The 25,173-nt window shown below is 42.0% G+C and carries 19 protein-coding genes; 6 read left to right on the forward strand and 13 right to left on the reverse strand.

The window, feature by feature from the left end:
* The first annotated feature begins 106 nt into the window (after positions 1–106).
* The gene (locus tag ACYTXL_RS09530) at positions 107–1,657 is read left to right on the forward strand and encodes a mercuric reductase (protein ID WP_461924518.1); all 1,551 of its coding nucleotides are present in this window, start codon (positions 107–109) and stop codon (positions 1,655–1,657) included.
* Positions 1,658–1,921: 264 nt separating this feature from the next.
* On the opposite strand, the gene ACYTXL_RS09535 is transcribed toward ACYTXL_RS09530, so the two are convergent.
* Together ACYTXL_RS09535 and ACYTXL_RS09540 are read right to left on the reverse strand one after the other, a co-directional pair.
* The gene (locus ACYTXL_RS09535; protein WP_292804979.1) at positions 1,922–2,179 is read right to left on the reverse strand and encodes a hypothetical protein; all 258 of its coding nucleotides are present in this window, start codon (positions 2,177–2,179) and stop codon (positions 1,922–1,924) included.
* A gap of 278 nt (positions 2,180–2,457) precedes the next feature.
* Positions 2,458–3,330: an SDR family oxidoreductase gene (locus ACYTXL_RS09540; RefSeq protein WP_335238838.1), complete on the reverse strand. Its 873-nt coding sequence runs from the start codon at positions 3,328–3,330 to the stop codon at positions 2,458–2,460.
* Positions 3,331–3,731: 401 nt separating this feature from the next.
* On the opposite strand from ACYTXL_RS09540, the gene ACYTXL_RS09545 reads away from it, so the two are divergent.
* Both ACYTXL_RS09545 and ACYTXL_RS09550 read left to right on the forward strand, forming a co-directional pair.
* A complete protein-coding gene (locus ACYTXL_RS09545; protein WP_461924532.1) occupies positions 3,732–5,333 on the forward strand; it encodes a peptide ligase PGM1-related protein in 1,602 nt (533 codons plus the stop codon).
* A 544-nt stretch (positions 5,334–5,877) separates the two neighbouring features.
* Positions 5,878–6,543, forward strand: coding sequence for a GUN4 domain-containing protein (locus ACYTXL_RS09550; protein WP_461924519.1), 666 nt, complete (start codon positions 5,878–5,880; stop codon positions 6,541–6,543).
* On the opposite strand, the gene ACYTXL_RS09555 is transcribed toward ACYTXL_RS09550, so the two are convergent.
* The gene (locus tag ACYTXL_RS09555; RefSeq protein ID WP_461924520.1) at positions 6,540–7,343 is read right to left on the reverse strand and encodes an SAM hydrolase/SAM-dependent halogenase family protein; all 804 of its coding nucleotides are present in this window, start codon (positions 7,341–7,343) and stop codon (positions 6,540–6,542) included. The two genes, ACYTXL_RS09550 and ACYTXL_RS09555, sit on opposite strands and share 4 nt — an antisense overlap.
* Before the next feature lie 111 nt (positions 7,344–7,454).
* On the opposite strand from ACYTXL_RS09555, the gene pirA reads away from it, so the two are divergent.
* Positions 7,455–7,610, forward strand: a complete 156-nt coding sequence (gene pirA, locus ACYTXL_RS09560; RefSeq protein ID WP_461924521.1) for an arginine synthesis PII-interacting regulator PirA — start codon at positions 7,455–7,457, stop codon at positions 7,608–7,610.
* A gap of 258 nt (positions 7,611–7,868) precedes the next feature.
* On the opposite strand, the gene ACYTXL_RS09565 is transcribed toward pirA, so the two are convergent.
* The 9 genes from ACYTXL_RS09565 to ACYTXL_RS09605 all read right to left on the reverse strand — a co-directional run bounded on the left by ACYTXL_RS09565 (position 7,869) and on the right by ACYTXL_RS09605 (position 17,409).
* Complete coding sequence (locus ACYTXL_RS09565) at positions 7,869–8,702, reverse strand: Uma2 family endonuclease (RefSeq protein ID WP_461924522.1); 834 nt, start codon at positions 8,700–8,702, stop codon at positions 7,869–7,871.
* Positions 8,703–9,107: 405 nt separating this feature from the next.
* Positions 9,108–9,569, reverse strand: a complete 462-nt coding sequence (locus ACYTXL_RS09570; RefSeq protein WP_461924523.1) for a pentapeptide repeat-containing protein — start codon at positions 9,567–9,569, stop codon at positions 9,108–9,110.
* A 554-nt stretch (positions 9,570–10,123) separates the two neighbouring features.
* Positions 10,124–10,324, reverse strand: coding sequence for a KTSC domain-containing protein (locus ACYTXL_RS09575; protein WP_461924524.1), 201 nt, complete (start codon positions 10,322–10,324; stop codon positions 10,124–10,126).
* Positions 10,325–10,471: 147 nt separating this feature from the next.
* A complete protein-coding gene (locus ACYTXL_RS09580) occupies positions 10,472–10,765 on the reverse strand; it encodes a hypothetical protein (RefSeq protein ID WP_461924533.1) in 294 nt (97 codons plus the stop codon).
* 288 nt (positions 10,766–11,053) lie between these two features.
* Positions 11,054–12,727, reverse strand: coding sequence for an alpha/beta hydrolase (locus ACYTXL_RS09585; RefSeq protein WP_461924525.1), 1,674 nt, complete (start codon positions 12,725–12,727; stop codon positions 11,054–11,056).
* A 140-nt stretch (positions 12,728–12,867) separates the two neighbouring features.
* The gene (locus tag ACYTXL_RS09590; protein WP_461924526.1) at positions 12,868–13,470 is read right to left on the reverse strand and encodes a hypothetical protein; all 603 of its coding nucleotides are present in this window, start codon (positions 13,468–13,470) and stop codon (positions 12,868–12,870) included.
* A 212-nt stretch (positions 13,471–13,682) separates the two neighbouring features.
* The gene (locus tag ACYTXL_RS09595; RefSeq protein ID WP_461924527.1) at positions 13,683–15,032 is read right to left on the reverse strand and encodes a cytochrome P450; all 1,350 of its coding nucleotides are present in this window, start codon (positions 15,030–15,032) and stop codon (positions 13,683–13,685) included.
* 112 nt (positions 15,033–15,144) lie between these two features.
* On the reverse strand, positions 15,145–17,037 hold the full coding sequence (locus ACYTXL_RS09600; RefSeq protein WP_461924528.1) for a lipoxygenase family protein: 1,893 nt from the start codon (positions 17,035–17,037) through the stop codon (positions 15,145–15,147).
* 186 nt (positions 17,038–17,223) lie between these two features.
* Positions 17,224–17,409, reverse strand: a complete 186-nt coding sequence (locus ACYTXL_RS09605) for a hypothetical protein (protein WP_461924529.1) — start codon at positions 17,407–17,409, stop codon at positions 17,224–17,226.
* 159 nt (positions 17,410–17,568) lie between these two features.
* Between ACYTXL_RS09605 and ACYTXL_RS09610 the strand changes: the two genes are divergently transcribed.
* On the forward strand, positions 17,569–19,101 hold the full coding sequence (locus ACYTXL_RS09610; protein WP_461924530.1) for a TonB family protein: 1,533 nt from the start codon (positions 17,569–17,571) through the stop codon (positions 19,099–19,101).
* Positions 19,102–19,191: 90 nt separating this feature from the next.
* Positions 19,192–21,165 carry an acetate--CoA ligase gene (gene acs, locus ACYTXL_RS09615; protein ID WP_461924534.1) on the forward strand — a complete coding sequence of 658 codons (1,974 nt, stop codon included), beginning with the start codon at positions 19,192–19,194 and terminating at the stop codon, positions 21,163–21,165.
* A 331-nt stretch (positions 21,166–21,496) separates the two neighbouring features.
* Here acs and ACYTXL_RS09620 read toward each other — a convergent pair whose 3' ends face one another.
* Positions 21,497–25,141, reverse strand: coding sequence for a response regulator (locus ACYTXL_RS09620; protein ID WP_461924531.1), 3,645 nt, complete (start codon positions 25,139–25,141; stop codon positions 21,497–21,499).
* Positions 25,142–25,173: the final 32 nt, after the last annotated feature.

Below are 25,173 nucleotides of genomic sequence, written 5' to 3' on the forward strand. Positions count from 1 at the left end.
TTAAAAATAAAAGATTGAGCCGCCTAAATTTATCGGGATTCTTAATTTTGAATACTTGCAAAGGCGTTGACTTGAGCATTTTTAATTCTCAAATGAGGTATAACTAATGTCCAATCCAGATTTAGAGAGAGTCACAATTCGCCCAATGGATGAGTATAACCAAAAGTTGGTGTCTTACGTCCATCCGCCAAATTGGGTTAATCCTCAACCCGCAGATGTTTACGATTTGGTAGTAATTGGTGCTGGTACGGCGGGATTAGTGGTGGCGGCTGGCGTGGCGGGTCTGGATTTGGGTCTAAAAGTAGCGTTAATTGAAAAGCATCTCATGGGTGGAGATTGCTTAAATGTTGGTTGCGTACCATCTAAAACTATTATTCGGTCTGCTCGCGTTGTTGGCGAAATCTGGGATGCTCAAGACTTGGGAGTTAATATTCCCCAACATAATATTGATGTTGATTTTCCCAAAGTCATGGCGAGGATGCGGCGGGTAAGGGCTGGTATCAGCCATAATGACTCGGCGGAACGGTTTTCATCCTTGGGTGTCGATGTCTTTTTGGGTAGCGGTCGATTTGCAAGTAAAAATACCGTGGAAGTTGGCGATAAAACTCTCCGGTTTAAAAAAGCTGTAATTGCTACTGGCACAAGAGCTGCACAACTGTCAATTCCGGGAATTGAAAAGGCGGGTTATCTAACCAATGAAACGGTTTTTTCCCTGATTCAACAACCGGAACGTTTGGCGGTGATTGGTGGCGGTCCCATTGGTTGCGAATTGGCGCAGGCTTTCGGGCGATTGGGTTGTGAGGTGGTACTTTTCCATAGCGGTTCTCATCTTCTGAATAAAGAAGATGCTGAGGCGGCTGAAATTCTCCAAAAGGTTTTGATTAGCGAAGGAATTCGCGTGGTACTGAATTCCAAATTAGAAGAAGTGGTAACTGTCACCGGGGGGAAACGGCTTTACTTTTCCGGCAATGGTCATCGAGATTCGGTGACAGTAGATGAAATTTTAGTCGGTGCGGGGCGATCGCCGAATGTGGAAAGTTTAAATTTAGAAGCAGTGGGTGTAGAATACGACAAGCGCCAAGGTGTGAAGGTAAATGATTATCTCCAAACGACGAATCCCAAAATTTATGCAGCTGGCGATATCTGTATGAACTGGAAGTTTACCCATGCGGCTGATGCCGCAGCGCGGATTGTAATTAAAAATACGCTGTTTTCTCCCTTTGGCTTAGGACGCTCGAAACTCAGTAATCTGGTGATGCCTTGGGTAACTTATACTCACCCAGAAATTGCCCATGTAGGGTTGTACGAACACGAAGCACAGAAATTGGGTATTGAGGTGACGACAATCAAGATAGCTTTTAATAGTGTAGACCGAGCGATCGCAGATGGTGAAGAGTCAGGATTTCTCAAAATCCACCATAAAAAAGGGTCTGATGAAATTCTCGGTGCAACTATTGTCGCCAGTCATGCGGGTGAGATGATTTCAGAAGTGACTACGGCAATGGTGAATAAAATTGGTTTGAGTAAGTTAAGCAGTGTAATTCATCCTTATCCGACTCAAGCCGAAGCTATTAAAAAAGCAGCTGATACTTATCGTCGTACACTTTTAACATCAAATACCAAAAAATTGTTAGGATTTATCACCAAGTTATCTTGACCAAAATCAGCACCCACCCAGAAATAAATTTACTTTTCTTATAGCTGAAATCGGTTTAAACCGACTAATGACAATCGATAGGACTTAGGCAAACACTAGCTGAAAAGAATGATTTTTAGGTAGAGGCAATTCACGTAGCTTTAGCTTCCCGCAGGGTATTGCCCCAGAATGCCTGTAGTTTTGCTTAAGTCCTAATCGAGAATAATGATAGTTGTCTCTTGAGGGGCATTATTGGGAGGAACCTTAGGCACAAATGACTAACTTTTACAATTCTGATGCCGTGTCTGGAGCAACAATTTCGCCAGTACCCAATTGCAGTATCATGTCCTGGTCAGTAATTAATCCGCTGAGTTCCTTGACTTGTAAATTCATGTCTTCACAAGCTTGTCTGAGTTCTCGTGCAAATTTGTTGAGGTCTTGACCATAGCCACATTGATGAGCAGCAGTTTCAATCCCTTGCTTGGCATTTGCTCTAGCACAATCTACTAGTTCTGTGCCATGCAGTGGTGTAGGAGATGCCATAGACGTAGTTATTATTTCTTAAATGTTTGCTGATAGATAGATTATCAATATTTATACCATTGACTCATCCCTCCAATGGAAGACAATTAGGGTAGAGGTAGTAATTTAGAGTTAGGAGTTTAGAGTGAAGAGTTATAAATTGAGAATATATAGTTTATAACTCCTGTACAGACGCCATTAATGGCGCCTCTCCTAACTCCTGTACAGACGCCATTAATCGCGTCTCTCCTAACTCCTGTACAGACGCCATTAATCGCGTCTCTCCTAACTCTATTTACTTAGCCATTGATAACTTCTCCACCATTGACGTGTAATACTTGTCCAGACATATAAGAAGAATCATCAGAGGCTAAAAATACATAGCTGGGAGCAACTTCTTCTGGTTGTCCGGCTCGTTCCATTGGTACTTGTTTACCAAAAGTTTCAACTTTCTCTTTAGGAAAAGTTGAGGGAATTAAAGGTGTCCAAATTGGACCTGGTGCGACAGCGTTAACGCGAATTTTTTTTGACACCAAATTTTGTGATAAGGAGCGAGTAAAAGCAACGATCGCACCTTTTGTAGAGGAATAATCTAGGAGTTGTGGGTTTCCTTTATAAGCTGTTACTGATGTGGTATTGATAATAGAACTGCCTGCTTTTAAATGCTTGAGCGCAGCTTTAGTCATGAAAAACATCGAGAATATATTAGTGCGGAAAGTGCGCTCTAGTTGTTCTTTGGTAATTTCCTCAATACTATCTTGCGGATGTTGTTCGGCAGCATTGTTGATCAGAATATCGAGTTTGCCAAACTCATCAACTGTTTGTTGTATAGCTTGCTGACAAAAAGTTTCATCGCCAATATCGCCTGCGATAGTTACTGCACGACGTCCTTGTTTTTTTACCAAATCTTTTGTTTCTTTGGCATCGTCGTGTTCATTTAGGTAAAGAATCGCCACATCTGCACCTTCTTTAGCAAATGCGATCGCTACAGCACGACCAATACCACTATCTGCACCCGTAATCAATGCTACTTTATCTTGTAACTTGCCACTACCCCGATACTTGGCATCATCTGCCTTGGGTTTTGGCGTCATTTCTGATTCAACCCCTGGTGCTTCTTGTTGCTGTGGCGGTTGTAATTTTTTTTCTTTTTGCTCTTTTGATTTAGCCATAGGTTTTGTCTTGGTAATTCACCTAACCACGAAAAACAAGTACACAAGTTTCATTTGATGAAAGATTTATACTTTTCATCTGCTTTCAAGTTAACTATTATGTTGCTGTAATTTATCGCTCCCTAGAGGTAAAGTAAGCTGCAATTTGCTCAACCTTAAGACGGAAAATAAATTAAGGAAATAGTGAGAAACAAGATCCTCGACTTCTTTAAGAAGTCGGGAATCTGTGGGTTGCAATTATTACAAATCAAGTAGGATTGTTATAGTTTGATTTATTCTTGCCGACTTCCTTAAAATTATTGCAAAACTACCTAAATCCTGACACCTGGGCTATACCTCCAAACTAAACGTCCAAAAGTCTGCGTGGTGCGCTACATTGAGATTATTAGAGAGCAGAGATGATGACAACACTAAATATTTCCGAGTTAGAGCAGGTTGAAAAGTTTCGCCACTTACAATCAACTCTGCGCGATCGCTGGAAAACGATTGAGCTATTTGACAATAGTGAAGCGGATATTATAATTATTCCCTCCCTGAGTATCGACCAGCGCGAACTCCAAAAGATCGAAGGCTGCGAACATTATGAAGAAAGATTACTATTTTCCTTAATTCGGTTACAAAATCCCCGGACTCGGCTAGTTTATGTAACATCAGTACCGTTGCATCCTAGTATCATTGATTATTATCTGCAACTGTTGCCAGGAATTCCCTTTTCTCATGCTCGTAATCGCTTGCTGCTACTTTCTACTTACGATTCCTCTCTTAAGCCCCTCAGCCAAAAGATTTTAGAACGCCCCCGCCTCCTAGAGCGAATTCATCAATCTTTGAGGCTAGAGAAATCATTTATGATCTGTTACAACTCTTCGCACTGGGAAGGCGAATTGTCTGTAAAATTGGGTGTACCACTATATGCTGCCGCACCAGATTTACAGATTTGGGGGACAAAAAGTGGGAGTCGGCAAATCTTCAAGGAAAGCGGAGTACCGCATCCAGATGGGACCGAAAAAGTTTGGAATCATACAGATTTGGCAGAAGCTACCGGTGATTTGTGGGAACGACAACCGACATTACAACGGGTAGTGGTAAAACTCAACGAAGGCATTTCTGGAGAAGGGAATGCCTTGCTAGACTTTAGACCGATTGAGAATTTAGCACCAAGCAAAGCTACTCATGCCCAAAGGGTAGCAGCAATTAGCGAGCGCTTCTCAATAATGCGCTTTCAAGCAAAGCAAGAGACTTGGGACAATTTTTCGGGAAGAATCGGGGAATTAGGGGCGATCGCCGAAGCATTTGTGGAAGGCGAAATTAAGCGATCGCCCAGTGTTCAAGGGCGGATCACACCCACTGGCGAAGTGGAAATCCTTTCAACCCATGACCAAATTCTCGGAGGTCCCGACGGTCAAATTTATCTTGGTTGCCGCTTTCCGGCTGATGAAAGCTATCGGTTGCAATTACAGCAATTGGGATTACAAGTTGGCAGAAAGCTAGCAGAGAAAGGCACTTTAGAGCGATTTGGTGTAGATTTTATCGCCGTTGACAAGGGTAATGGAGAGTGGGATATTCAGGCGATCGAAATTAACCTGCGTAAAGGCGGCACAACTCATCCATTCATGACCTTGAAATTATTAACGAACGGTCGTTATGATCTTTCCACGGGCTTATTTTATAGTCAGCAAGGTCGTCCAAAATACTACATTGCCACTGACAATCTCCAAAAAGAGCGCTATCAGGGATTATTACCTAATGATTTGATGGATATCATCGCTCACCAGAGACTACACTTTGACAGTGGTACTGAAACGGGCACAGTCTTTCATCTTATGGGTTGCCTTTCGCAGTTTGGCAAGTTGGGATTAACCAGCATCGGTGATTCCCCCCAACAAGCACAAGATATTTATAACAAAGTTGTCAAAGTTCTGGATGAAGAAACCCGTAGCAATAATCATGATTTCTCGGCGTTTTCAGATTATTCCTTTCCCGTGGTTTGGGATGAGTATAGTTAAGGAATCTCCTTTACAACAGATGAATTGGCTCTAGGGGTGTACAACTGTACGCCCCTACCTATGTATCCGTATTAGGTATTTCGTGAAATGATATCAGGACTTACGCGTTGACAATAAATACCAAATATATATCAGGTGAAAAACCACATCTTTCGTAGGGATTTAGCATGCTAAACCCCTACAGCATCGTCTATTTACGACCAAAGGATAATTAAGAAAAGCCTGAAACAACCTATTTTTGTTAACGCAGATCATGATGAATTTGTACAGTACCTAAGTACCAGATATAAGACTCCGATCAGATTTATCAGTACTAGGCTCAATTAAGGTAAACGTCAAGCTAGCAACTTATATTGTCCGGGCGCGGGTTAATGAGGCGGAAAGTCCACTCCAGAAGAATTAGTCTGGAGAATATGATTCGCCACAGGTGACGATTTTATGAATGCTACGACAATTATGAAAAAAAGCTAAAATATACATCTATGTGGTAGCGGTTAAACTAAATTCGACCTGGGGCATTCCAAGTCATCAGAAGCATCGAAAAATGGCAAAGAATAATCAAACTGTTCTGACACTAACTTTATTAATCACAGCAAGTCTTATAGGTATATTTGCTGTTTTGGGCTGGATTGGATATTCGTTAACGCGGTCTAAGTCTGCGATTAAAAGCCCAGGAAGCACTGATTTAGTTAACACAACTACTAATCCTAGCTCATTGAAGCAAGTGGAAATTACCACAGCCCGCAATGTCGATTACAGCCAGTTGCAGAAATATTTGCAAAGCAAAGATTGGCAAGGGGCTGACCGAGAAACTTATCTAAGAATGCTAGATGTTGCAGGGACTAAGGCACAAGCGGAAGGTTCTATTGCCAAAGATGAAATGAATGCGCTTTCGTGTGTTGATTTGAAAACCATTGACAGGCTTTGGAGTACAGCCAGTGATGGGAAGTTGGGCTTTAGCGCTCAAGAAAAGATTTTGAGGGAACAAAAAAACGACTATCGCAAGATGTATGACGCAGTTGGATGGCAAACTTTAACAGGTGAGTGGCTAATTCAGTGGAACTATAATCAGCAAACTAAAAGATATGAGTATAAACCCGGCAAGGAACCAAACTTTAAAACCTTCCCCCCAGGACATTTGCCAACTGTGGAAAGAGGATATAATTTTGGTGTTTCTCTGGATGCGGCACTTACGAAGTGCGGTATTTAAGTTAGCACAACTTGCAGCCTTTCTTGCCAATCTAACTGCAACTGTAAATTAGCATTGCCGCTATTAATGGCAATTTCTACCCAGCTGTGACTGCCAACTAAAGCTATTATCTCTCCCACGTTGACATCACTGTAAGTTTCACAGCCTGGTATACTTAACCCGGCGGCTTGCACACACCAAGTTTTGCCTTGTACGTAACTTCCTGGAATGTTGCTCACTAAGTTGCCAAAATTGTCAATATATTGAATGCAACCCACTACACCTGTGGTTGTTTGCTTGCACTCGCCGATATCCAGTTTTACCAAACTTGCTGGATCAATTTCTTGTCCTAGCTGTTTGAGGAAGACGCCACTAGCAAGATTAGCCCCGATTGGTGCAAAGATATCTCTACCGTGAAAAGTCTTGCTTGGTTGAGGAGTTCGCCAATAGTTAAGATTTGTGAGTTCGACGGCTGCGATCGCTGGGCTTTGACTCAGTACCCCACTAAATATACCATTATCTGGGCCGACGAGAAACCCTTGAGCAAATTCTACTGCGATCGCTCGTCGCTTGCTTCCCACACCCGGATCTACTACTGCCACATGCACTGTCCCAACTGGGAAATACGGATAAGCATTCATCAGGCAAAACCGGGCTGCGGCGATATCTTGCGGCCCAATTTGATGCGTTAAGTCTACCACCGTCAGTCTTCTGTTGATTTGGGCTATAATTCCCTTCATTATGCCCACATAAACATCGCGATCGCCAAAATCGCTGAGTAAAGTCACGAGTGGTTGTTGATCTATCTGTTTCTTAGACATATTTTCGTGAAATTAATTATAAAAAAATATTTTTCTGTAGCAACAGTTACAAAATGTGTGCTATGTTAAGAATAGAAGATATAAAGCGAAAAATTAAAAAAGGTAATCACTATGAGTCAGAATAGACTACAAAGTGTGAGCAAAGGACAAGAAGTTCACAGAGCGAATATTCAAAAAAGCCTAGAGCATCGCTTGGAAGTAGCCAGAGCAAAGGGCGACGAACACCTGATTCGTCAACTAGAAGCTGAGATGACACATTTCAGCTAAATCAAGTTTTCATTGTTCATAGTTTTGTTGTGTAACCCGCTACGGCGGGTTTTTTGTTTTTATGGGCAGGACTTATACAAACAATAGCCGAAAAGAATGATTTTCACGTAGGGTTAATACCCTGCGGGAAGCTAAAGCTACATGAATTGCCCCTACCGTGTGTAGTTTTGCGTAAGTCCTAATGGGGTTTCCTAGCAATTTTGCTCTAATATATATAAGAGCGTTTTTCAATTAATTGAATTATCCCACTCCCCATCCTCACACTTCCGGCTCAACACCCAATGCTCGTAACTGTGCTGCCAAGCGTTCAGCCCGTTGCAGGGCAGTTTCTTTGACTTCTCGCTCTTGCTCGGCTCGTAAGTGTTCTTGTTCAGCTCGTAAGCGTTCTTGCTCGGCTCGTAAGTGTTCTTGTTCAGCTCGTAAGTGTTCTTGTTCAGCTCGTAAACGTTCTTGTTCAGCTCGTTCTGCGCCAGTCGGAATCATATTCCCTGTAGCATCACACCACCTAAGCCAAACATCCCGCTTACCTTCATACGCACCTTCCCACAAACATAAACCTAGCTCAACTTCAGTCAGCCATTGCTCACTCATGGGTATGTATTGCCGCCCTCGCAACTCGTACATTTGTAGAACTTCACCACGAAGTTGCCGAGTTGGGTCAAAGATAATGTAGTACATTACCCGCATCCTGGCATACTCTAAGATTTTCCGTCCTGTTTCATTGCCTTCTCGATTTGAAACAATTTCAATCACCACCTCTGGCGGTTTACCAAAGTCCCAGAAGAAATAAGAACGATGCCGTTTTTCCCACCAGTTTTCAGCTACTTGTACATCCAGGCTCAAGAATACATCAGGCACAATCGGCGGTTGCTTGCTACTGGGAAATAACCCCACATTGGCCGCCACGAGAAATCCTTGGGCATTATTTGCGCCGTTCCAAGAACTGTAAAGGGTTTCTGTCAGTAGCCGTTGTTGTTTTTCAGATGGTAGATTATCCAAGGGTTCATCGTCCTCTGTTACCAAATGACTAACATCTGGTAACAAATCTTCTGGTAATAAGCCAGCGTCTGTCAAGGTGATAGATTCACTCATAAGGAATTCTGGGGATAGCAGCTTAACTCTATTGTGGCAGCAGGATAAATTCCCTTAAATAATTCGTAATTCGTAATTAAAGACATTTTCAGACGTTCACGTAGCGTCTCGCAGAGAAGAGAAGTGCCTTGCAGGGGTGGAGGAGTTTGTGGCAACTTCGGGGGATTTAAACCCCGACTGAAACTGACACTACATGTAATGGTTGGGGTCTTAAACCCTTTTATTTACGATAAAAAGCCCCCTCTGCTTTCGTCATAGTAAAGTGATTACAAGGCAGAGAGAGTTCATTTTTTATTTTTGTATAGGCAAATTTGAAGGATAATGCTGGCAAAAAACCAGTTTCTCTGATTTAAAGCCGGCAAAAACCTATGTTGTGTTTATTTTAACCTGCCTACTCAGTTCAACCTATTTCCAATCAGGAATCACGGCACCTTCTCCTTCTCCACCAATACCGATTCCAGTATTATATATTTTCGCATCAGTCAGATTGAGATCATTCATTGATGCTTGATACACATTAGAATCGTTAATCGTAGCGCGAGTAAAATTTACCCCGTTGAGATTGGTTTGCTTCATATTCACATTGGTTACATAAGCCGATGTTAGATTAGCACCTGCCAAGTTTGCACCAGTTAAGTCAGCACCTTCGAGGTTAGCCCCTACAAGGTTGGCTCCTTGGAGCTTCGAGCCTCTCAAATCAGCACCAATTAAATGAGCGCCACTGAGGTTAGCTCCCGATAGTTCACACTTGACACATTCCCCAGTTGAAAGCAGCTTTTGTAAGTCCTGAGGATTCCCGGCTCTAACCGAGCTAGTGAAAAATAGGGGAGTTGCTAAGGCAATGGCCGCTAATAGCTGGAGTTTCATAATTTTCCCCCTTAATAATCAAGTTGCGTCCGTTCTGTCCCTCACAACTCTATTATCTCACTAAACTTCGTGAGGTCAATCTATCTATGCGCTGAAAAATTGATTGCGATCGCAAACAGCTATCCTAGAGAAGGAAAAAATGTCATTTATTCTGTTTTTTGACGATTTTTAGTCGATAAACCTGCCAATGTTAAATCACTGTTAAATCTTTTTAAAAGCTTGGACTACTCGCCAGAGATTGTCTATTTTTATAAGTATTTATACTTGATGAATTGATTCCATAACATATCCCTTTTCTGTCACTTTCCGGGTATTCTGAATAAAAAAAGAAAACCTGGAAAGGTAAGTAGGGCTATGGATGTAAAATTACAAATCTTGAAACATTTGGCAAGAGATTCGCACATTACAAAATATCAATCCGTTATTAGCAATTATTGTTGTCAGTGGGCTTGCAACAAGTGAACAAGTACCAACCGACAAAACATCTGAACGTACAGCTTTTTTACCCAAACCTTAGACAACACAAGAATTATTAAAAACCCTACATGGAGTTCTTACTTAATAGTATAATCTGGATTATCTAGACGATCGCAGTCATATCTACCTTTAATATCTTGATTGAAAAAGCTGGCAATTGAATCAAAGGAATGTAAATCTTCCCAAGTATCCTCGTCTACGCCTAAGTACTGATAAGCATCTCCACTTTGAAACTCAACTTGCAAAATGTGTTCGGTGCGATCGCAGCCTACAGTCATACAATTTTGGATTTTAGACTTCGGCGTGAGCGCTCATGCCGAAGTCCAAAATTTAAAATTTGGTGAAAGTTATCTATCTCGATGAGTGTGGGATGAATAGTCAGACGATTATGGAAGTTCTCGCCGAAGATATATAAATAATTTTGTTTAATTGGTGAGTCCGTTATCACTATTAATTTTTAATACGATAATACCAATTAATACGGCAAGACCTAAGGCTCTGCGAAAATAATTGACGCCTTGAAATAATTCCAGCCAAGCCCAAGTAAACAAGGAGCCATTTGCCAGTAGTTCTAACAGTACATTTACTTTACCACTCGTAAAAATTAGAGCTAGTAAACTGGTTACTATCCAAACAATAAGTGGTAGATTTGGCATCTGAGCTAAAACTATTTTGCCATCGCTGTCACGGAAGGTTTTATCAACTAATGTATTTTGCATCATTTAAAATTGCCACTTAGGTAGAAATTATTAATTTACAAAAATTACTGGGTTGCCTATTAAGAATAGGCTGACATATAAGTAATCTTTTAATATCATTAAAACACTCAGGTAAATCTCTTTACAACCATCTAATTGCTGAGATGAGAGCGATAAAGCATATTCATATATGAGTATATCCAAAGGCATACTCACACTAAATCCACCAATATATCTGCCATGCTCTCAATTGAGAATTGAGCTTAATCGAACTCACGTTATGACAGTGCGACTGTTGATCCGTCTCGTCTAATCTTGAGTCTTTTGTTGATAAATTTGCGGTGCAAGAATGACTTGAATTTGCTTTTCCTGGCATTTTTGAGAAAAAGCGCGAATTTGAGCTTCCTTATCTCCCTGAATTGATAAAGATTTTAAAAATCCCTGAAATCCTAAAAAAGCTAGTTCGTAGATAGCTTTTTGACTAAAACCACCTTCAAAATAGCCTGTGTGGGTATCAACACCTTGAGGATCTCTATTGTTAATAGACTTCCGAATAAATGCCAAAGTTAGTAAAATATAATTCCCAAAATTTATCGCTGGCTGTTGGAGGGCAGAACTAACAACTCCTATCTGAAGACTTCGATCATCTTTATAATCTGTACAGTCAAAATATGTAAATAAATCTGCGGGTTGAACCTCATTTTCGGAAATTTCAGTTATCTCTTCAAGTCTTCTATGTTCGCTACTAGAAGAACGAATTTCTAAATAGTTATAAGGTTTATCGAGTGTGTAATCTTTCTCATAGTCTTGTTTGTGAAAATTCACAACTCCATATCTGGGTGTGTGACCAACTGTATCATTTTTGTTGTTGAAATGCTTAACTGTGATATTACCAAGCCTGTAGCCACTTATACGAGTTCGCGCAGGGAAACTAAAGTAATTTGCAGCAGTGGAGGTAATTCGTAACGCTAAGTCTCCCTCATTACAAAAGATATAAGCTTCTTCACACCGACGTAAAGAAGAACGAAGAAAATTAGCTCGTCCTGGCAAGATGGTTTCTACAGGAATATCAGGTGCAACTAGCACAAGTCTGCCTAAGCGAAATACATTGCCAATATCTGAATTAGGTTCTTTATTAATAGATTCAACGTCAAAAACATCAGAGAGGATACGAATTACATCTGTAACTACAAAACACCCCATACTATGACTAATAAATGATAGCTTAATGCGTTTATTATGCGATAATTTTACTCTAGCATCAAGCTGTCTGATAAATTCAACTAAGTCTATTACACCATAATTAACCGCTCTATAGGTATCACGAAAATAAGTAGATATTCTGAGAATAATTAATGTAAAAATAATTGAAGATACAATGCCAGATAAAATTAATAACACGGTGAAAAAGTGCACAGCGCCATTACTCAAAATATTTAGGAACAACAAAACTATGGTAGACCATATACTAATTGTTAGTCCCACAACTAAATTGATAGCTAGTAAAGTTGGTAGAGAATATAGGGCGTTGATTAGCTTTTGCCCAAAGGAACCAGATTCATCTGTTTTTATGGGATTTTCAGCAGGCCATCTATATCCTATAAAAATATACTTATTTGGTTGCTGAATATGTGTATTAACATATTCATAAATCTTTTTGCAGCCTGTCTCTGTATCTGATGGTGTCGAACTATATCCATGAATATTTATAATAATTTCTGGTTCTGGGCTTGATTGTAAGCTTTCAGCAATTTTCTCAAGCATCTCTTCGGCTGAAGGTTCAGCTTGTCCATCATTAATATTAAAAAAGTTTTGATTAATAACTTTTGATAAATATTCGTTAGATTCTTCTGTCTCAACATTGAGTTTTGCAGTACTAACTACTAAATAACCAGATATTTTTTCTTGGTTATTTTTATTAAATTCATAAATTTTATACGGTTGATTATCTGCCAGATTCTTTTTATCAGGAGAGTTCGTCATGTCTATTTTCCTTGACAACTTAGGTTAAGTATATCGCTTAATAACTGCATCTGCTCACCTTCCGAAGGTAAGTAATGAAAGTATTTTATGAGACAATAAGCAAATTTAGATATCACTGTCGGGATTACTACTGCATTCTTTTACCTGACCAATTGGTTCTTACTAATATTACTAGAGGCGTTGTCTGTTGAGTTTATTCCAATTACTAAACACTCATTTGTAACTCTGGGGAGCATATCGTTAAAAGCCGGAGTATAATGACCCTCTTCATCAACAACCCTACGGAGAGTATAGTCACCAGCGCGAGAAAGTCCGCTGAACCAAAGGTTTTTTCTGTGCCAAATATCTCCATTGAGAGAATTTTTGTCTTGGGACATTGTAAAATTTACAATCGATGTTGAAATTGGTATTCCTAGTAAAATAGGTATGATTTGAGCTTGCTGCAAAGTTTCATCTTCAAACTGAATTTTGTAACTTACCTCAAACCATTGAACTAAACGTAGTAATATCCAACCAGTAATCGAGTTATGAAAAGTCCACTGCAACGGTGCAAAGACTGGTAATAGCAAAGTTCTGTTGTGTGTATCCCATTCTAAATTGTACATAGTGATGCAAGTATCTGGCAGTGGATTGCCATCCAAAAAAAACACACCCTTAAGGACAGATGGCAAGTTTGTTTGTTTGATTGGAATCATCCAGGTTGCAATATTATTGAGTTGTTTTTTCTCGATTAATTCAGTCATACTAATTTGTAATTTTTAACTAAGTCAGTGCTGCGTAAAATCTTGGCAAATTTAGGGTTTAAATTTAAACGCAAAGGGGAGGCAGCGCGTTGGGCGGGTTTCCCGACTTGAAGCGACTGCCGTCGCAGAGGTACGCGGAGAATTCGCTACAAATTAATTAAATGTTGTACTAAGACAAACTCAAAAAGCCATAATAATTACCAACTTAGCACTCACAATCGTTGAGCAAAACCTTGTAACACTAAACTATTAGGAGTAACGGCAGTCACTTTTTCAAAATCCCACTTGACTTCTGTAATTGAGTCCCATTGATAGTTCTTGAACAGATGTAAACAGAAAATCTTGATAAAGCCAATTGATAAGGATTTACCAGGACAGGCTCGCTCATGCCCTTCGCCGTTCCAAGATAAGATATCGGAAAAATTCCGTGTTACGTCAAAATCATCTGGATTTTGATATCTATTGACATCCCGATTAGCTGTAAAAATAGAGCCAAGCAAGCGAGTACCTTTTTGGAATGGACATTTTTGTTCTGCAATCTCAACTTCACCCGCTTCAGTGGTGAGTTGGCTAACAAATCGCACAGGTGGATAGAGACGAGCCGTTTCCAGAATCACTTGATTGAGAAGTGTTGACTGTTCTAGAGCGTCTGGGTTTAAACTTTCCTTGCCATTCCAAACTGCATTGACTTCTGACACTACATTATTTCTGAGGGCATTATCCAAGCATAAAACACCAATAACAGATCCCAAAAGCCCACTCGTGCCAGCAGTACCGGCAAGATGAATCATATCGAAAAGGCTATTAGCTATTTGGTGTTCGTTCAACTGATACTGAGCGCCTGTTTCAAAGTAAGATGCCCATTTGGGAGATTGTTGATATCGCTTGGTTAAATGCTGACGATGGTGAATTTTTGGCGCTGTTAATATTGCTAGTAGATACTTGCTAATAAAATTTGGCAAGGATGCTAGAGGCATACCTTTAATGTAATTACTTGATGCTGTGATTTCTTTCTCAGATAAAGATATCTGAAAAACCAGTTGGTGCAAAATCGACAGCATGATCTTTGGCAAATCGTTGCCGATGTGTAATTTGCCCTGTCTAGCAGCCTCTAACAGGCTTTGCTCAACTAGATAGCCTAAAAAGTCTATCTGCTCTGATGGTTCTGGTAAGGCTTGTAAGAACACAGTACGGAGTCCTGTGTGTTCGTTACCGTTCGTCCCCAAGCTCAGAGGATTATCGAGTAGGTAACTAGGAGCTAATATTCTGATGATGCCTAAATCATTTCCCCGCAGTTGTGGTTGGGTTTGCATTAGTTCCCTCACTTGGGTGTGAGAGGAATGCATAATTGCTTGGTCTACTGCAAAATACTTGTCTCCAATATTGTCCTTACGGATGTAGAGAAAGTCTCGCCATGCGTTGAGCATGATTAAGGCATCCATGTAATAGAAAATCAAGCGTAGAAGCTTGCCGATCGCAGTGTCATAACCTACTTTGGCTAGTATAGGTGCAAGCCATAGCTGGTGATCGTGACCTTTGAGAACTTTATCTTTAAGTGTCATAATATTTACTTTGAGTCATTGGGCATTGAGAGTGCTTATTATTTTCCTCTTGATCCTTGATCTCCGTCATCTCCGTCATCTCCGTCATCTCCCTCATCCCCTTGTCCCCAATTTAGATATTGATGCTCTGAGGAATTTTAGAAGGAAGCAGATATTCATAAGATGGACGGTGCAAATTACGTTGCTTGATGGTGTCTTCTACCTGCTGAAGATTATTCTGGAATGCTTGTAACAATGGTTTTACTTTCTGGTCTGTAAAGTATCCTTGCTGATATTCGCCTAGTTTGTTGTAGTATACAGACCCCAACAAGCTGAGTATGTTGTATTGCCGTTGCGCCTGATCTAAGGGGGGGAGCAAATTGAGGTAGTCTTGCTCAGTAATTTCTCTTTTGAGAGTTGAGGCTGGTAAATAACCTGCCGTTGGTATGGCTGCGGCATAACTCATCAAATCTTTTTGCGGAAAGTTAACGGCTGCGTGTTGAGCGCTAGCAGTGAAAATAATCAGTGTAGTGGCATCAATTAGGTAATTCCGCGTTTTGATGCTCCCATCTTCGCCAAAATCGCGGATGCGACCACCATCATAAGCTGAGATTTCGGCTGCCCAAGCTTGCAGGGTTGGGTCTTGCTGAATGTCTTCATCTGTGATGTAATAAAGGTTGAGGTAGTCTGAAACCCATTTAGTAATGGCATCCCAGACTAATAGTGCATCATCGCGGTAAGGATAAACAGGCAATAGGTTGGGATCATCCACACCGCGCTGTTGGAATTGCTTGGGTAAGATGGCACTATTGAAACCATAGCTTTGTAACCCAAGCACTGCGAAAACGCGAGCGTTATCGATTGATGCTGAGAGTAATCTATCGACGCCACCGCCTGGAGCAATGAGAATCCGTTGGGCGGCATCGTTAATTGCTAAGGTGCTGTCAAAATGCGGGTGCAGCAGAATTCTTAGAGGATGAGTAAGCGGCAGTTGTCGATAGGTTGCGATCGCAAAAGCACCAACAAACAGGTGAGTTCTTGCTAGATGAGTAATCGCTTCGTGGAAGTTGGCATCTGCTATTTGGACAATTGTTTTGGCAAATAGCCAAGGGTATTTACCGGAGTTAGGGGTAATAATGGGATAATCTGATCCTGGGGTTTGACCGCATTGAATGGCGATCGCACGCAATAGACGGGTGGAGTCTGAGCCTTTGGGTAAGGCAAACAGTGCTAGGGGAGCATAGACATATTTTTGCTCATTCGGGTATGTACCGTTGATCGCACCGTCTAACATTTTATAGTCAGCTAAGTAGAGCCTTCCTTCAAGTCCGGCTGCTGCTAATGAATCGTCATTTCCCATCACTCCTTGGTAATGTTCGTCTGTGACTGGGAAGCGATCGCCTGGAGTGGTTACTCGCTCGATCATCACGGGATTGTAGCCAGCTACTCGCATGTAGGCAAATACTTCATCTTCGTGGTAAGTTTTGGCGATCGCTGGTACACCAATCACCCGAAACAAATTTTCGTAGTCCTTGAGACTGGTTGCGTGTCCTGTGGGCTGTCCTTCATATAAAAGCGTAATTACCCGATTTAGAGTATCTCTAAGGATCACAAGTCCGTTTTCTTTAAGAATATGAAAAAAAAGATCGTCGAGTTCTCTAACATCCTTGGATATCGCTTTAAGTAAAAACTGGGGGATAATTTGTAGGATTCTCGCCAGAATACTGATTCGGACTGGGATTGCTCCCTTGAGCAAGGCTTCTAAAATAAACTTTTCGACATCATCACGAATCGATTTAGAACCCTGATTGCCTCGGTTGACGATCAGGGTATTAATAAAAATAACTCGTAACTGCTGGGCTAATAAAAAATACCAGTTAGTGGCGAACTCTTCCGCAACAGAAAGCTGATCCACCATAGCAATAGATGGAATATGGGTGTAGTTATATTGATACTCTTGCCTAGCTATATCTAGAGTATGAGTGCTTGAGGAACTGATCAAATTATCTGGTAATAAAGCAGTCATTGACCCTACTCGCTTGTAGTACGGGGAACTTTAACACTCTTAGGATAAACAGGTTTGAGTTAGCTAAACGTATTATCGCAATCAAGTTTAAAATTTTGATTTTTCTCAAAGAAATTTTATAGAAACACTCGACTTCTGAACACAGGGTAAGCGCATCTGCCCCTACCGCGTGTTGCTAAATCTAATTTACACTTCGGTTATTTTGTCAATCTGCCAATAATCAGAAATAATCGCAGGGGCTTGGTCAAATTGGCTGATGGGAGCGGGTTTCATGTCCCGATAGTCCAGCAGTTGAACTAGGATGAGGTAGACGATCGCTAAAATGATCGAAATCGCACCTGTAAGAATGGCAATTATTTTCGAGCGGTTCATCAGTAGTTCCTGTAATGCAAGTTATTGTACTGTGCCTATATCCACATTAATACTTGAGACAGACAACACACACTTACTGATATTTTCAGGAGTGCTGAATGAATTAAAAATAACTCAACAGTGTTGAAGCTGTTATCTATCACGCGAAAGCATAATAATATGGCTTTTTCTCATGAATTTCAGCGTTATCGGAGCGTGCGTCCAGGGCAGATGCTCCAAGGTCTAGTTATTTCAATCCTCCTACACTCTACTTTAATGATTGGGAGCAAATATTGGCTCAGAGCTTTTACGCCTGAGCCTAAGGAAGAAATTCCAGTTGAGGTAGTTGAAGTTTATCCTAATGAAACACACATACCCCAAAAAACCTCATTTCGGGCTACTAAAGATTCAATTGCAGGTGGTAAAGCTTTACCGAAAAGACCTGTTTCGGCTGTAAAGTCAACTAATTCCGATGCACATAAAGCCTCTAGCAAGAGTCCTCTTGACTTAACAGCTTTATCTCCAGCAAAGGTATTGCAACCAGAACCAAGGCAACAGAAAGCGGAATCACCAAATCTATCTCCTCAACAACCCAAGCCAGAGCCAACAGCGATGTCTACAACGGGCTTGGCCGAAGCACCTGCGATTAAATCACCAGCACCCAAGCCACAGCCAACAGCGATCGCACCTGCGATTAGCTCACCAGCACCCAAGCCACAGCCAATAGCGATCGCACCTGCGATTAAATCACCAGCACCTAAGCCACAGCCAACAGCGAGCGCACCTGCGATTAAATCACCAGCACCTAAGCCACAGCCAACAGCGAGCGCACCTGCGATTAGATCACTAGCACCTAAGCCACAGCCAATAGCGATTTCTAGGACGGGCTTCGCCTACGCACCTGCGATTAGATCACCAGCAGTCAAGCCACAGCCAACAGTGATTGCACCTGCGATTAGATCACTAGCACTCAAACCACAGCCAATAGCGATCGCACCTGCGATTAGATCACTAGCACTCAAACCACAGCCAATAGCGATCGCACCTGCGATTAGCTCACCAGCACTCAAGCCAAAAAAAATAGCAGTAGTGCCTAATATTACACCATCGCCAGCCCTAGCACGAAAAACAGCGATGTCTACGAGGGGCTACGCCAACGCCTACGCACCTGCAACTATACCACCAGTACCCAATCCTAAGAACTTAGGCCAGTCGGGAACTAGATTAAATAGTGGGCAAACACGGTCTCAAGCTCATTCATCTCGGAAAACAGGTGGAGCAAGCTTGCTGGGTGGTACTGTGGGTGTATCTAGTCGGAATTTTAGCGGTGATTATCTGGCAGCCTTACCTAATTCCAATCGCGATCGCCAAGCCACTTCTGGGATTGATGCCAGCAGTCAAAATATAGATATCACCTCTTACTTAAACCAACTTCAGCAACGAGTCAAGCAGCAATGGTTACCAGAAGTGAGCCAGTCTTCCCGGCGAACAGTGCTTAACTTCACTATTAACCGTTCCGGGCAACTAAGCAATCTCGATCTCGCACAAACTTCTGGATTCAGCCTCACTGATAAAGCGGCACTCAACGCTATACAAAGAGCTGCACCTTTTGCACCTTTGCCCACAGGATATACGAGCAACCACATGGATATTCAATTTACATTTAATATCAATGTCTATGGGCAGCTAAATTTATCGGGGGATGGTGGCTAGACTAAGTAGAGCAGCGTGAATAATTCGATCTTCGATGTATTTTCTGACAGCCTCACTACTTATATTACCCGCAGTGCTAACAAAATAACTATGTCTCAACCAACTATAGAATCAATCCTACAAGAAAACCGCCTCTTTCATCCTAGTTCGGACTTCTCAAAAAACGCCCATATCAAAAGCTTGGATGACTATCAGCGTATCTACGCTCAAGCCAAAGCCGATCCGCAGCAATTTTGGGCAGATTTGGCTGAAACCGAATTAGAATGGTTCCAAAAATGGGATACAGTATTAGATTGGCAGCCACCTTTTGCTAAGTGGTTCGTTGGCGGCAAGATTAATATTTCTTACAATTGCCTTGACAGACACCTCACTACTTGGCGCAAAAATAAAGCAGCATTGATTTGGGAAGGAGAACCAGGTGATTCGCGTACCCTCACATACTCCCAACTGCACCGGGAAGTTTGCCAGTTCGCCAATGTATTGAAGCAACTAGGTGTAAAAAAAGGCGATCGCGTTGGTATTTATCTGCCAATGATTCCCGAAGCTGCGATCGCTATGTTAGCTTGTGCGAGAATTGGCGCACCCCACACTGTAGTATTTGGTGGTTTTAGTGCCGAGGCTTTGCGCGATCGCTTAATTGATGTTCAAGCTAAACTGGTAATCACAGCTGATGGTGGTTGGCGCAAAGATGCGATCGTTCCTCTCAAAGAACAGGTAGATAAAGCCTTAGCTGATGGTGCTGTTCCCACCGTCGAAAATGTCCTAGTTGTCAAGCGTACTGGACAAGAAACTTATATGCAGTTAGGGAGACGCGATCATTGGTGGCATGATTTACAAAAAGGTGCATCAGCCGATTGTCCCGCCGAACCGATGGACAGCGAAGATATGCTATTTGTCCTGTACACTTCTGGCAGCACTGGCAAACCGAAGGGTGTAGTACATACAACTGCTGGTTATAATTTATATAGCCATATAACCACCAAGTGGATATTCGATCTGCAAGATACAGATGTATATTGGTGTACTGCTGATGTAGGTTGGATTACGGGACACAGCTACATTGTCTACGGTCCCCTTTCCAACGGTGCAACAACGTTGATGTATGAAGGTGTGTCCCGTGCTTCTAATCCTGGTTGTACATGGGATGTAATTGAAAAATATGGCGTTAATATTTTTTATACTGCACCTACGGCAATTCGCGCATTTATTAAGATGGGTGAACAACATCCGAATGCGCGAAACCTGTCTTCATTGCGTTTGCTGGGAAGCGTCGGCGAACCGATTAACCCAGAAGCTTGGATGTGGTATCACAAAGTAATTGGTGGCGATCGCTGTCCAATTGTTGATACTTGGTGGCAAACAGAAACCGGCGGTATCATGATTACACCACTACCAGGAGCAATTCCTACCAAACCCGGTTCAGCAACTCTTCCCTTCCCTGGAATTATCGCAGATATCGTAGATTTATCAGGAAACACCGTACCCAATAAGGAAGGCGGTTATCTAGCGGTGCGACATCCTTGGCCAGGAATGATGCGGACAGTCTACGGCGATCCAGAACGCTTCCGACGCACCTATTGGGAACATATTCCTCCCAAGGATGGTAACTATATTTACTTTGCTGGTGATGGCGCAAGACTTGATGAAGACGGCTACTTCTGGGTAATGGGTCGGGTGGATGATGTAGTGAATGTATCAGGACATCGCCTCGGTACAATGGAAGTAGAATCAGCCTTGGTTTCTCACCCAGCAGTTGCAGAAGCGGCGGTAGTGGGTAAACCGGATGAACTCAAGGGTGAAGAAATAGTTGCTTTTATAACTTTAGAAGGCAGTTATCAGGGAAGTGAGGAACTGAGTAGAGAACTCAAACAGCACGTTGTCAAAGAAATTGGTGCGATCGCGCGTCCGGGAGAAATTCGCTTTACAGACGCTTTGCCGAAAACGCGATCGGGTAAGATTATGCGCCGCTTATTGCGGAATCTAGCTGCTGGAGAAGAGGTATCTGGGGATACTTCGACATTAGAAGATAGAAGCGTGTTGGATAAATTGCGGGGAGGTGCGTAGCAATTGTAGCTATTTCGCCGTAAGCTTCCCATGATGTTTAGTTTTAGCGATGGCTGCGCCCAAAAAAACAGCATAAATTATCGTAAATAAAAGGGTTTAAGACCCCTACGTATACACGTAGCGCCAGTTTCAGTCGGGGTTTAAATCCCCGTCTGAAAATGTCTTTAATTACGAATTACGAATTACGAATTACGAATTACGAATTACGAATTACGAATTATTTAATAGCCTAATCACGGGCTGCTGCTGTGACTGGAAGCGGAGAGCAATTTTCATGTATTTGAACCACATCTGTCGTAGGGGCACAGCATGCTGTGCCCCTACCGCGTCCTTACCGATAGAGCCAAACCCGAAGTAGTGAAAGCAGTTGCTCAGTATCTACAGGTTTGGTGATGTAGTCAGAAGCTCCAGCTTCGATGCACTTTTCCTTGTCGCCTGGCATGGCTTTGGCAGTTAAAGCAATTATTGGTAGTGAGCGAAACTGTTGTTGCTGACGGATGGCGCGGGTGGTTTCGTAACCATCCATTTGCGGCATCATCACATCCATCAAAATTATATTAATGTCAGAATTAGTTTGTAGCGTATCTATGCCATCTCTGCCATTTTCGGCAAATAGTACTTGCATTTGATAGCTTTCTAAAAAGCTGGTCAGGGCAAAAATATTTCGCAGGTCATCGTCTACAATTAAAATTTTCCGATTAGCCAGCACCGGGTCTGTTTGATGTAGTTGCTCTAACATTTGACGCTTTGGTGGGGGCAAATTTGCTTGCACCCGATGCAAAAACAGGGCAGTTTCATCTAACAACCGCTCTGGCGATCGCACATTTTTAATAATAATTGTCTCTGCTAGTCCCCGCAGTTGGGTTTCTTCTTGTCGGCTGAGTTCTTTGCCAGTATAGACGATGATCGGCAGTTTCAAAAGTCTGGGTTCAAGCTTGATCTGCTCAATTAGTGTAAACCCGCTCATATCGGGCAGGCCGAGATCCAATACCATACAATCAAAGTGATGCGATCGCAAAATCAAAAGTGCTTCTGCCCCTGTACCCACTGCTGTACTCTGGACATCACCATTACCAATCAGTTCGATAATACTTTGGGCTTGTACGGGGTCATCTTCTACGATCAGGAGAGTTTTTACCTGACGATCAATAAAGCCTTTAATTTCACTCAATACCTGAGTTAGCGCTTCTGGAGAAACGGGTTTTTGGAGATAGGTAATCGCTCCTAAGTTTAATCCCCGTTGTTGCTTTTCATCAACAGAAAGTATGTGTACTGGGATATGTCTAGTATTTGGGTTATGCTTCAAACGATCCAGCACCGTCCAACCATCCATCTCTGGCATCTGGATATCTAGCATAATTGCATTGGGTTTAACTTGCTGCGCTAATGCTAGACCTTGTTTGCTTTGTAAAGAAACGATGGTTTTAAAGCCCTGCTGACGTGCCATATCTACTAAGATGCGGGCGAATTTATCGTCATCCTCGATAATTAGCAAAATGCGATCGCCCGGTTGAATTATTTCCCGGTCGTCTGGAATTTCGCTGGGGAAGCTACTAAGTACTTTCGCAGATGCAGATGTGTCTAGATTTGTGTGTCTGCTTTCGACCATTGGCAACTCTTTGATGATCGATGCTCTGCCGATAGAGCTGATTGGCTCAGAAGGTGATGTGGTGAGAATATTTTGGCCATTGTTTTCCTGTCGCCTGGGCAAGTAAAGGGTGAAGGCACTTCCTTGTCCTGGTTGGCTGACTAATTCAATTCTCCCTCCCAACAGTTGAGCCAATTCGCGGCTGATGGACAAGCCTAAGCCAGTTCCCCCATACTTGCGGCTGGTTGTGCCATCTGCCTGTTGAAATGCCTCGAAAATAATCTTCTGCTTCTCGGCTAGAATGCCTATACCCGTGTCGCTAACTCCAAAGGCAATCATCGGATTATCAACTTCGTCTGCCTCAGTTGCCATGTCAATTTGTAACTTTACGCCTCCCTGTTCCGTAAACTTAAAGGCGTTAGACAGGAGATTTTTCAATATTTGTTGCAGACGTTTGGAGTCGTTATAAATTGTCGGGGGTAACTTCTCATCTAGTTGAATAGTAAAACTGAGTTCTTTATTGTAGGCAACTTGTCGGAAAGTCTGCTCCAAAGATGTCTCCAAATCTGCAAGAACAATTTCCTCAATATCGAGCCACATAGTACCCGACTCAATTTTTGCCAAATCTAAAATGTCATTGATCAACTCTAGCAAATCAGTCCCAGCTGAGTAAATAGTCCGGCTGTACTCTACCTGTTTGTCGGTTAAATTGCTAAGAGAGTTATCTGCTAGCAGCCTTGCTAAAATTAACAGGCTATTTAGCGGTGTCCGCAGCTCGTGGGACATATTCGCCAGAAATTCTGACTTATATTTGGAAGACAAGGCCAGTTGTTCCGCTTTCTCTTCCAAAGACTGCCTCGCCCGCTCAACTTGCTGGTTCTTGCGGGCAACTTCCTGATTTTGAGCTTCTAACAATTCTGCCTTTTCTTCTAAATCCTCATTTAGTTGTTGTAATTCCTCGTTAGACTGCTTCACAAGAAATTGTGATTCCTCCAACTCGTGCGCCTGTTCTTCGAGACGTTGATTGCTTTGTTGTAGTTCTTCTTGCTGAGTTTGCAGTTCTTCTGTTAAAGCAACAGACTCTTGAAGTAGTTGCTGAGTTTGGAATTGTGAGGCAATGTTATTTAAAAAGACACCCAGAATTTCACTCAATTGCTCTAAAAATGTCAAGTGCAATTCCTTAAAAGACCCAAAAGAGGCAAGTTCAATTACGGCATTCACCTGCGTCTCAAATAGTATAGGTAAGACAATAATATTTAGCGGTGAAGCTTCACCTAAGCCAGAAGTGATGCGGATATAGTCATTAGGAACTTGGGTCAGCAGGATTCTTTGTTTTTCTAGGGCGGATTGTCCCACCAATCCCTCACCCAAGCGAAACTGATTTGCTACGTTTTTCCGCTCTTTATAAGCATAACTACTCAACAACTTTAGTACAGGATCGTCGTCTATAGATTCCATCGCATAAAAAACGCCTTGCGATGCTCCAACTAGTGGTGCTAAATTCGACAATATCATCCGAGACACACTTTTTAGATTTCGCTGCCCTTGGAGCATCTGGGTAAATTCAGCTAAGTTAGACTTTAGCCAGTTTTGGTCGTCATTTTTTTGAGTTGTGTTTCGCAAATTAACGATCATCTGGTTGAAGGTGCGCGTCAATACGCCAATTTCATCTTGGCGATCGCTATCTGGTAAAGTCACGGATAAATCCCCATCCGCCATTTTTTCTGCCAAATCAGAAACTTGCTTGAGCGGTACTGAGATATTTCGGGTCAAGGCGAATCCGATCAAAGCTAAGAGCAAAGAAAATACAGGGATACTATAGACAATCCTAGCGATCGTTTGCCGAGCAGCTGCTTGTGCCTTCTCAGAGCGCTGTTTGAGTAGTGTATCCTCCTCAATTTTCATCGTTTCGATAACTTTGCGGATTTCAACCATTAGCTCCTTGCCCCGGTCTGTCAGAACGACCTTCTGAGAAGCTTCAAAGCCTTGGTTTTGACGCAAGGCAATAGTTTCTTGAAGTTCAGCCAGCTTTTGAGCGATTAGTGGCTGTAAAACATCAAGCCGACTCTGTTGGTTGGGGTTATCTGCTGTTAACCTCTGAAGTTCATTAACTTTTTGAGCCAGTACTTGAGTAGCAGCATTATAAGGTTCTAAATAGCTTTGTTTTCCAGTAATAACGTAACCACGTTGCCCAGTTTCAGCATTTGTCACTTGCAAGTTGAGGTCTTCAAGCTCACTTAACACCTGGTAGCTATGATTTTCTTGGCGCGAAGTTTCAATTAGATCATTGGTGCTTTGGTAGGAGATTATACCAATCGTGGTCATAGTTGCCAAACTCAGGGCAAAACTTACTCCAATCTTGGTTCCAATCTTCAAACGGTTCAACATTATTCCCGGCAGTTATTCCAATTATTTCTGTT

This window comes from Nostoc sp., from assembly GCF_054880495.1.

Coding starts and splice junctions, on each gene's coding strand:
- ACYTXL_RS09530 (WP_461924518.1), top strand. CDS start 107: ATGTCCAATCCAGATTTAGAGAGAGTCACAATTCGCCCAATGGATGAG.
- ACYTXL_RS09535 (WP_292804979.1), bottom strand. CDS start 2,179: ATGGCATCTCCTACACCACTGCATGGCACAGAACTAGTAGATTGTGCT.
- ACYTXL_RS09540 (WP_335238838.1), bottom strand. CDS start 3,330: ATGGCTAAATCAAAAGAGCAAAAAGAAAAAAAATTACAACCGCCACAG.
- ACYTXL_RS09545 (WP_461924532.1), top strand. CDS start 3,732: ATGACAACACTAAATATTTCCGAGTTAGAGCAGGTTGAAAAGTTTCGC.
- ACYTXL_RS09550 (WP_461924519.1), top strand. CDS start 5,878: ATGGCAAAGAATAATCAAACTGTTCTGACACTAACTTTATTAATCACA.
- ACYTXL_RS09555 (WP_461924520.1), bottom strand. CDS start 7,343: ATGTCTAAGAAACAGATAGATCAACAACCACTCGTGACTTTACTCAGC.
- pirA (WP_461924521.1), top strand. CDS start 7,455: ATGAGTCAGAATAGACTACAAAGTGTGAGCAAAGGACAAGAAGTTCAC.
- ACYTXL_RS09565 (WP_461924522.1), bottom strand. CDS start 8,702: ATGAGTGAATCTATCACCTTGACAGACGCTGGCTTATTACCAGAAGAT.
- ACYTXL_RS09570 (WP_461924523.1), bottom strand. CDS start 9,569: ATGAAACTCCAGCTATTAGCGGCCATTGCCTTAGCAACTCCCCTATTT.
- ACYTXL_RS09575 (WP_461924524.1), bottom strand. CDS start 10,324: ATGACTGTAGGCTGCGATCGCACCGAACACATTTTGCAAGTTGAGTTT.
- ACYTXL_RS09580 (WP_461924533.1), bottom strand. CDS start 10,765: ATGCAAAATACATTAGTTGATAAAACCTTCCGTGACAGCGATGGCAAA.
- ACYTXL_RS09585 (WP_461924525.1), bottom strand. CDS start 12,727: ATGACGAACTCTCCTGATAAAAAGAATCTGGCAGATAATCAACCGTAT.
- ACYTXL_RS09590 (WP_461924526.1), bottom strand. CDS start 13,470: ATGACTGAATTAATCGAGAAAAAACAACTCAATAATATTGCAACCTGG.
- ACYTXL_RS09595 (WP_461924527.1), bottom strand. CDS start 15,032: ATGACACTTAAAGATAAAGTTCTCAAAGGTCACGATCACCAGCTATGG.
- ACYTXL_RS09600 (WP_461924528.1), bottom strand. CDS start 17,037: ATGACTGCTTTATTACCAGATAATTTGATCAGTTCCTCAAGCACTCAT.
- ACYTXL_RS09605 (WP_461924529.1), bottom strand. CDS start 17,409: ATGAACCGCTCGAAAATAATTGCCATTCTTACAGGTGCGATTTCGATC.
- ACYTXL_RS09610 (WP_461924530.1), top strand. CDS start 17,569: ATGGCTTTTTCTCATGAATTTCAGCGTTATCGGAGCGTGCGTCCAGGG.
- acs (WP_461924534.1), top strand. CDS start 19,192: ATGTCTCAACCAACTATAGAATCAATCCTACAAGAAAACCGCCTCTTT.
- ACYTXL_RS09620 (WP_461924531.1), bottom strand. CDS start 25,141: ATGTTGAACCGTTTGAAGATTGGAACCAAGATTGGAGTAAGTTTTGCC.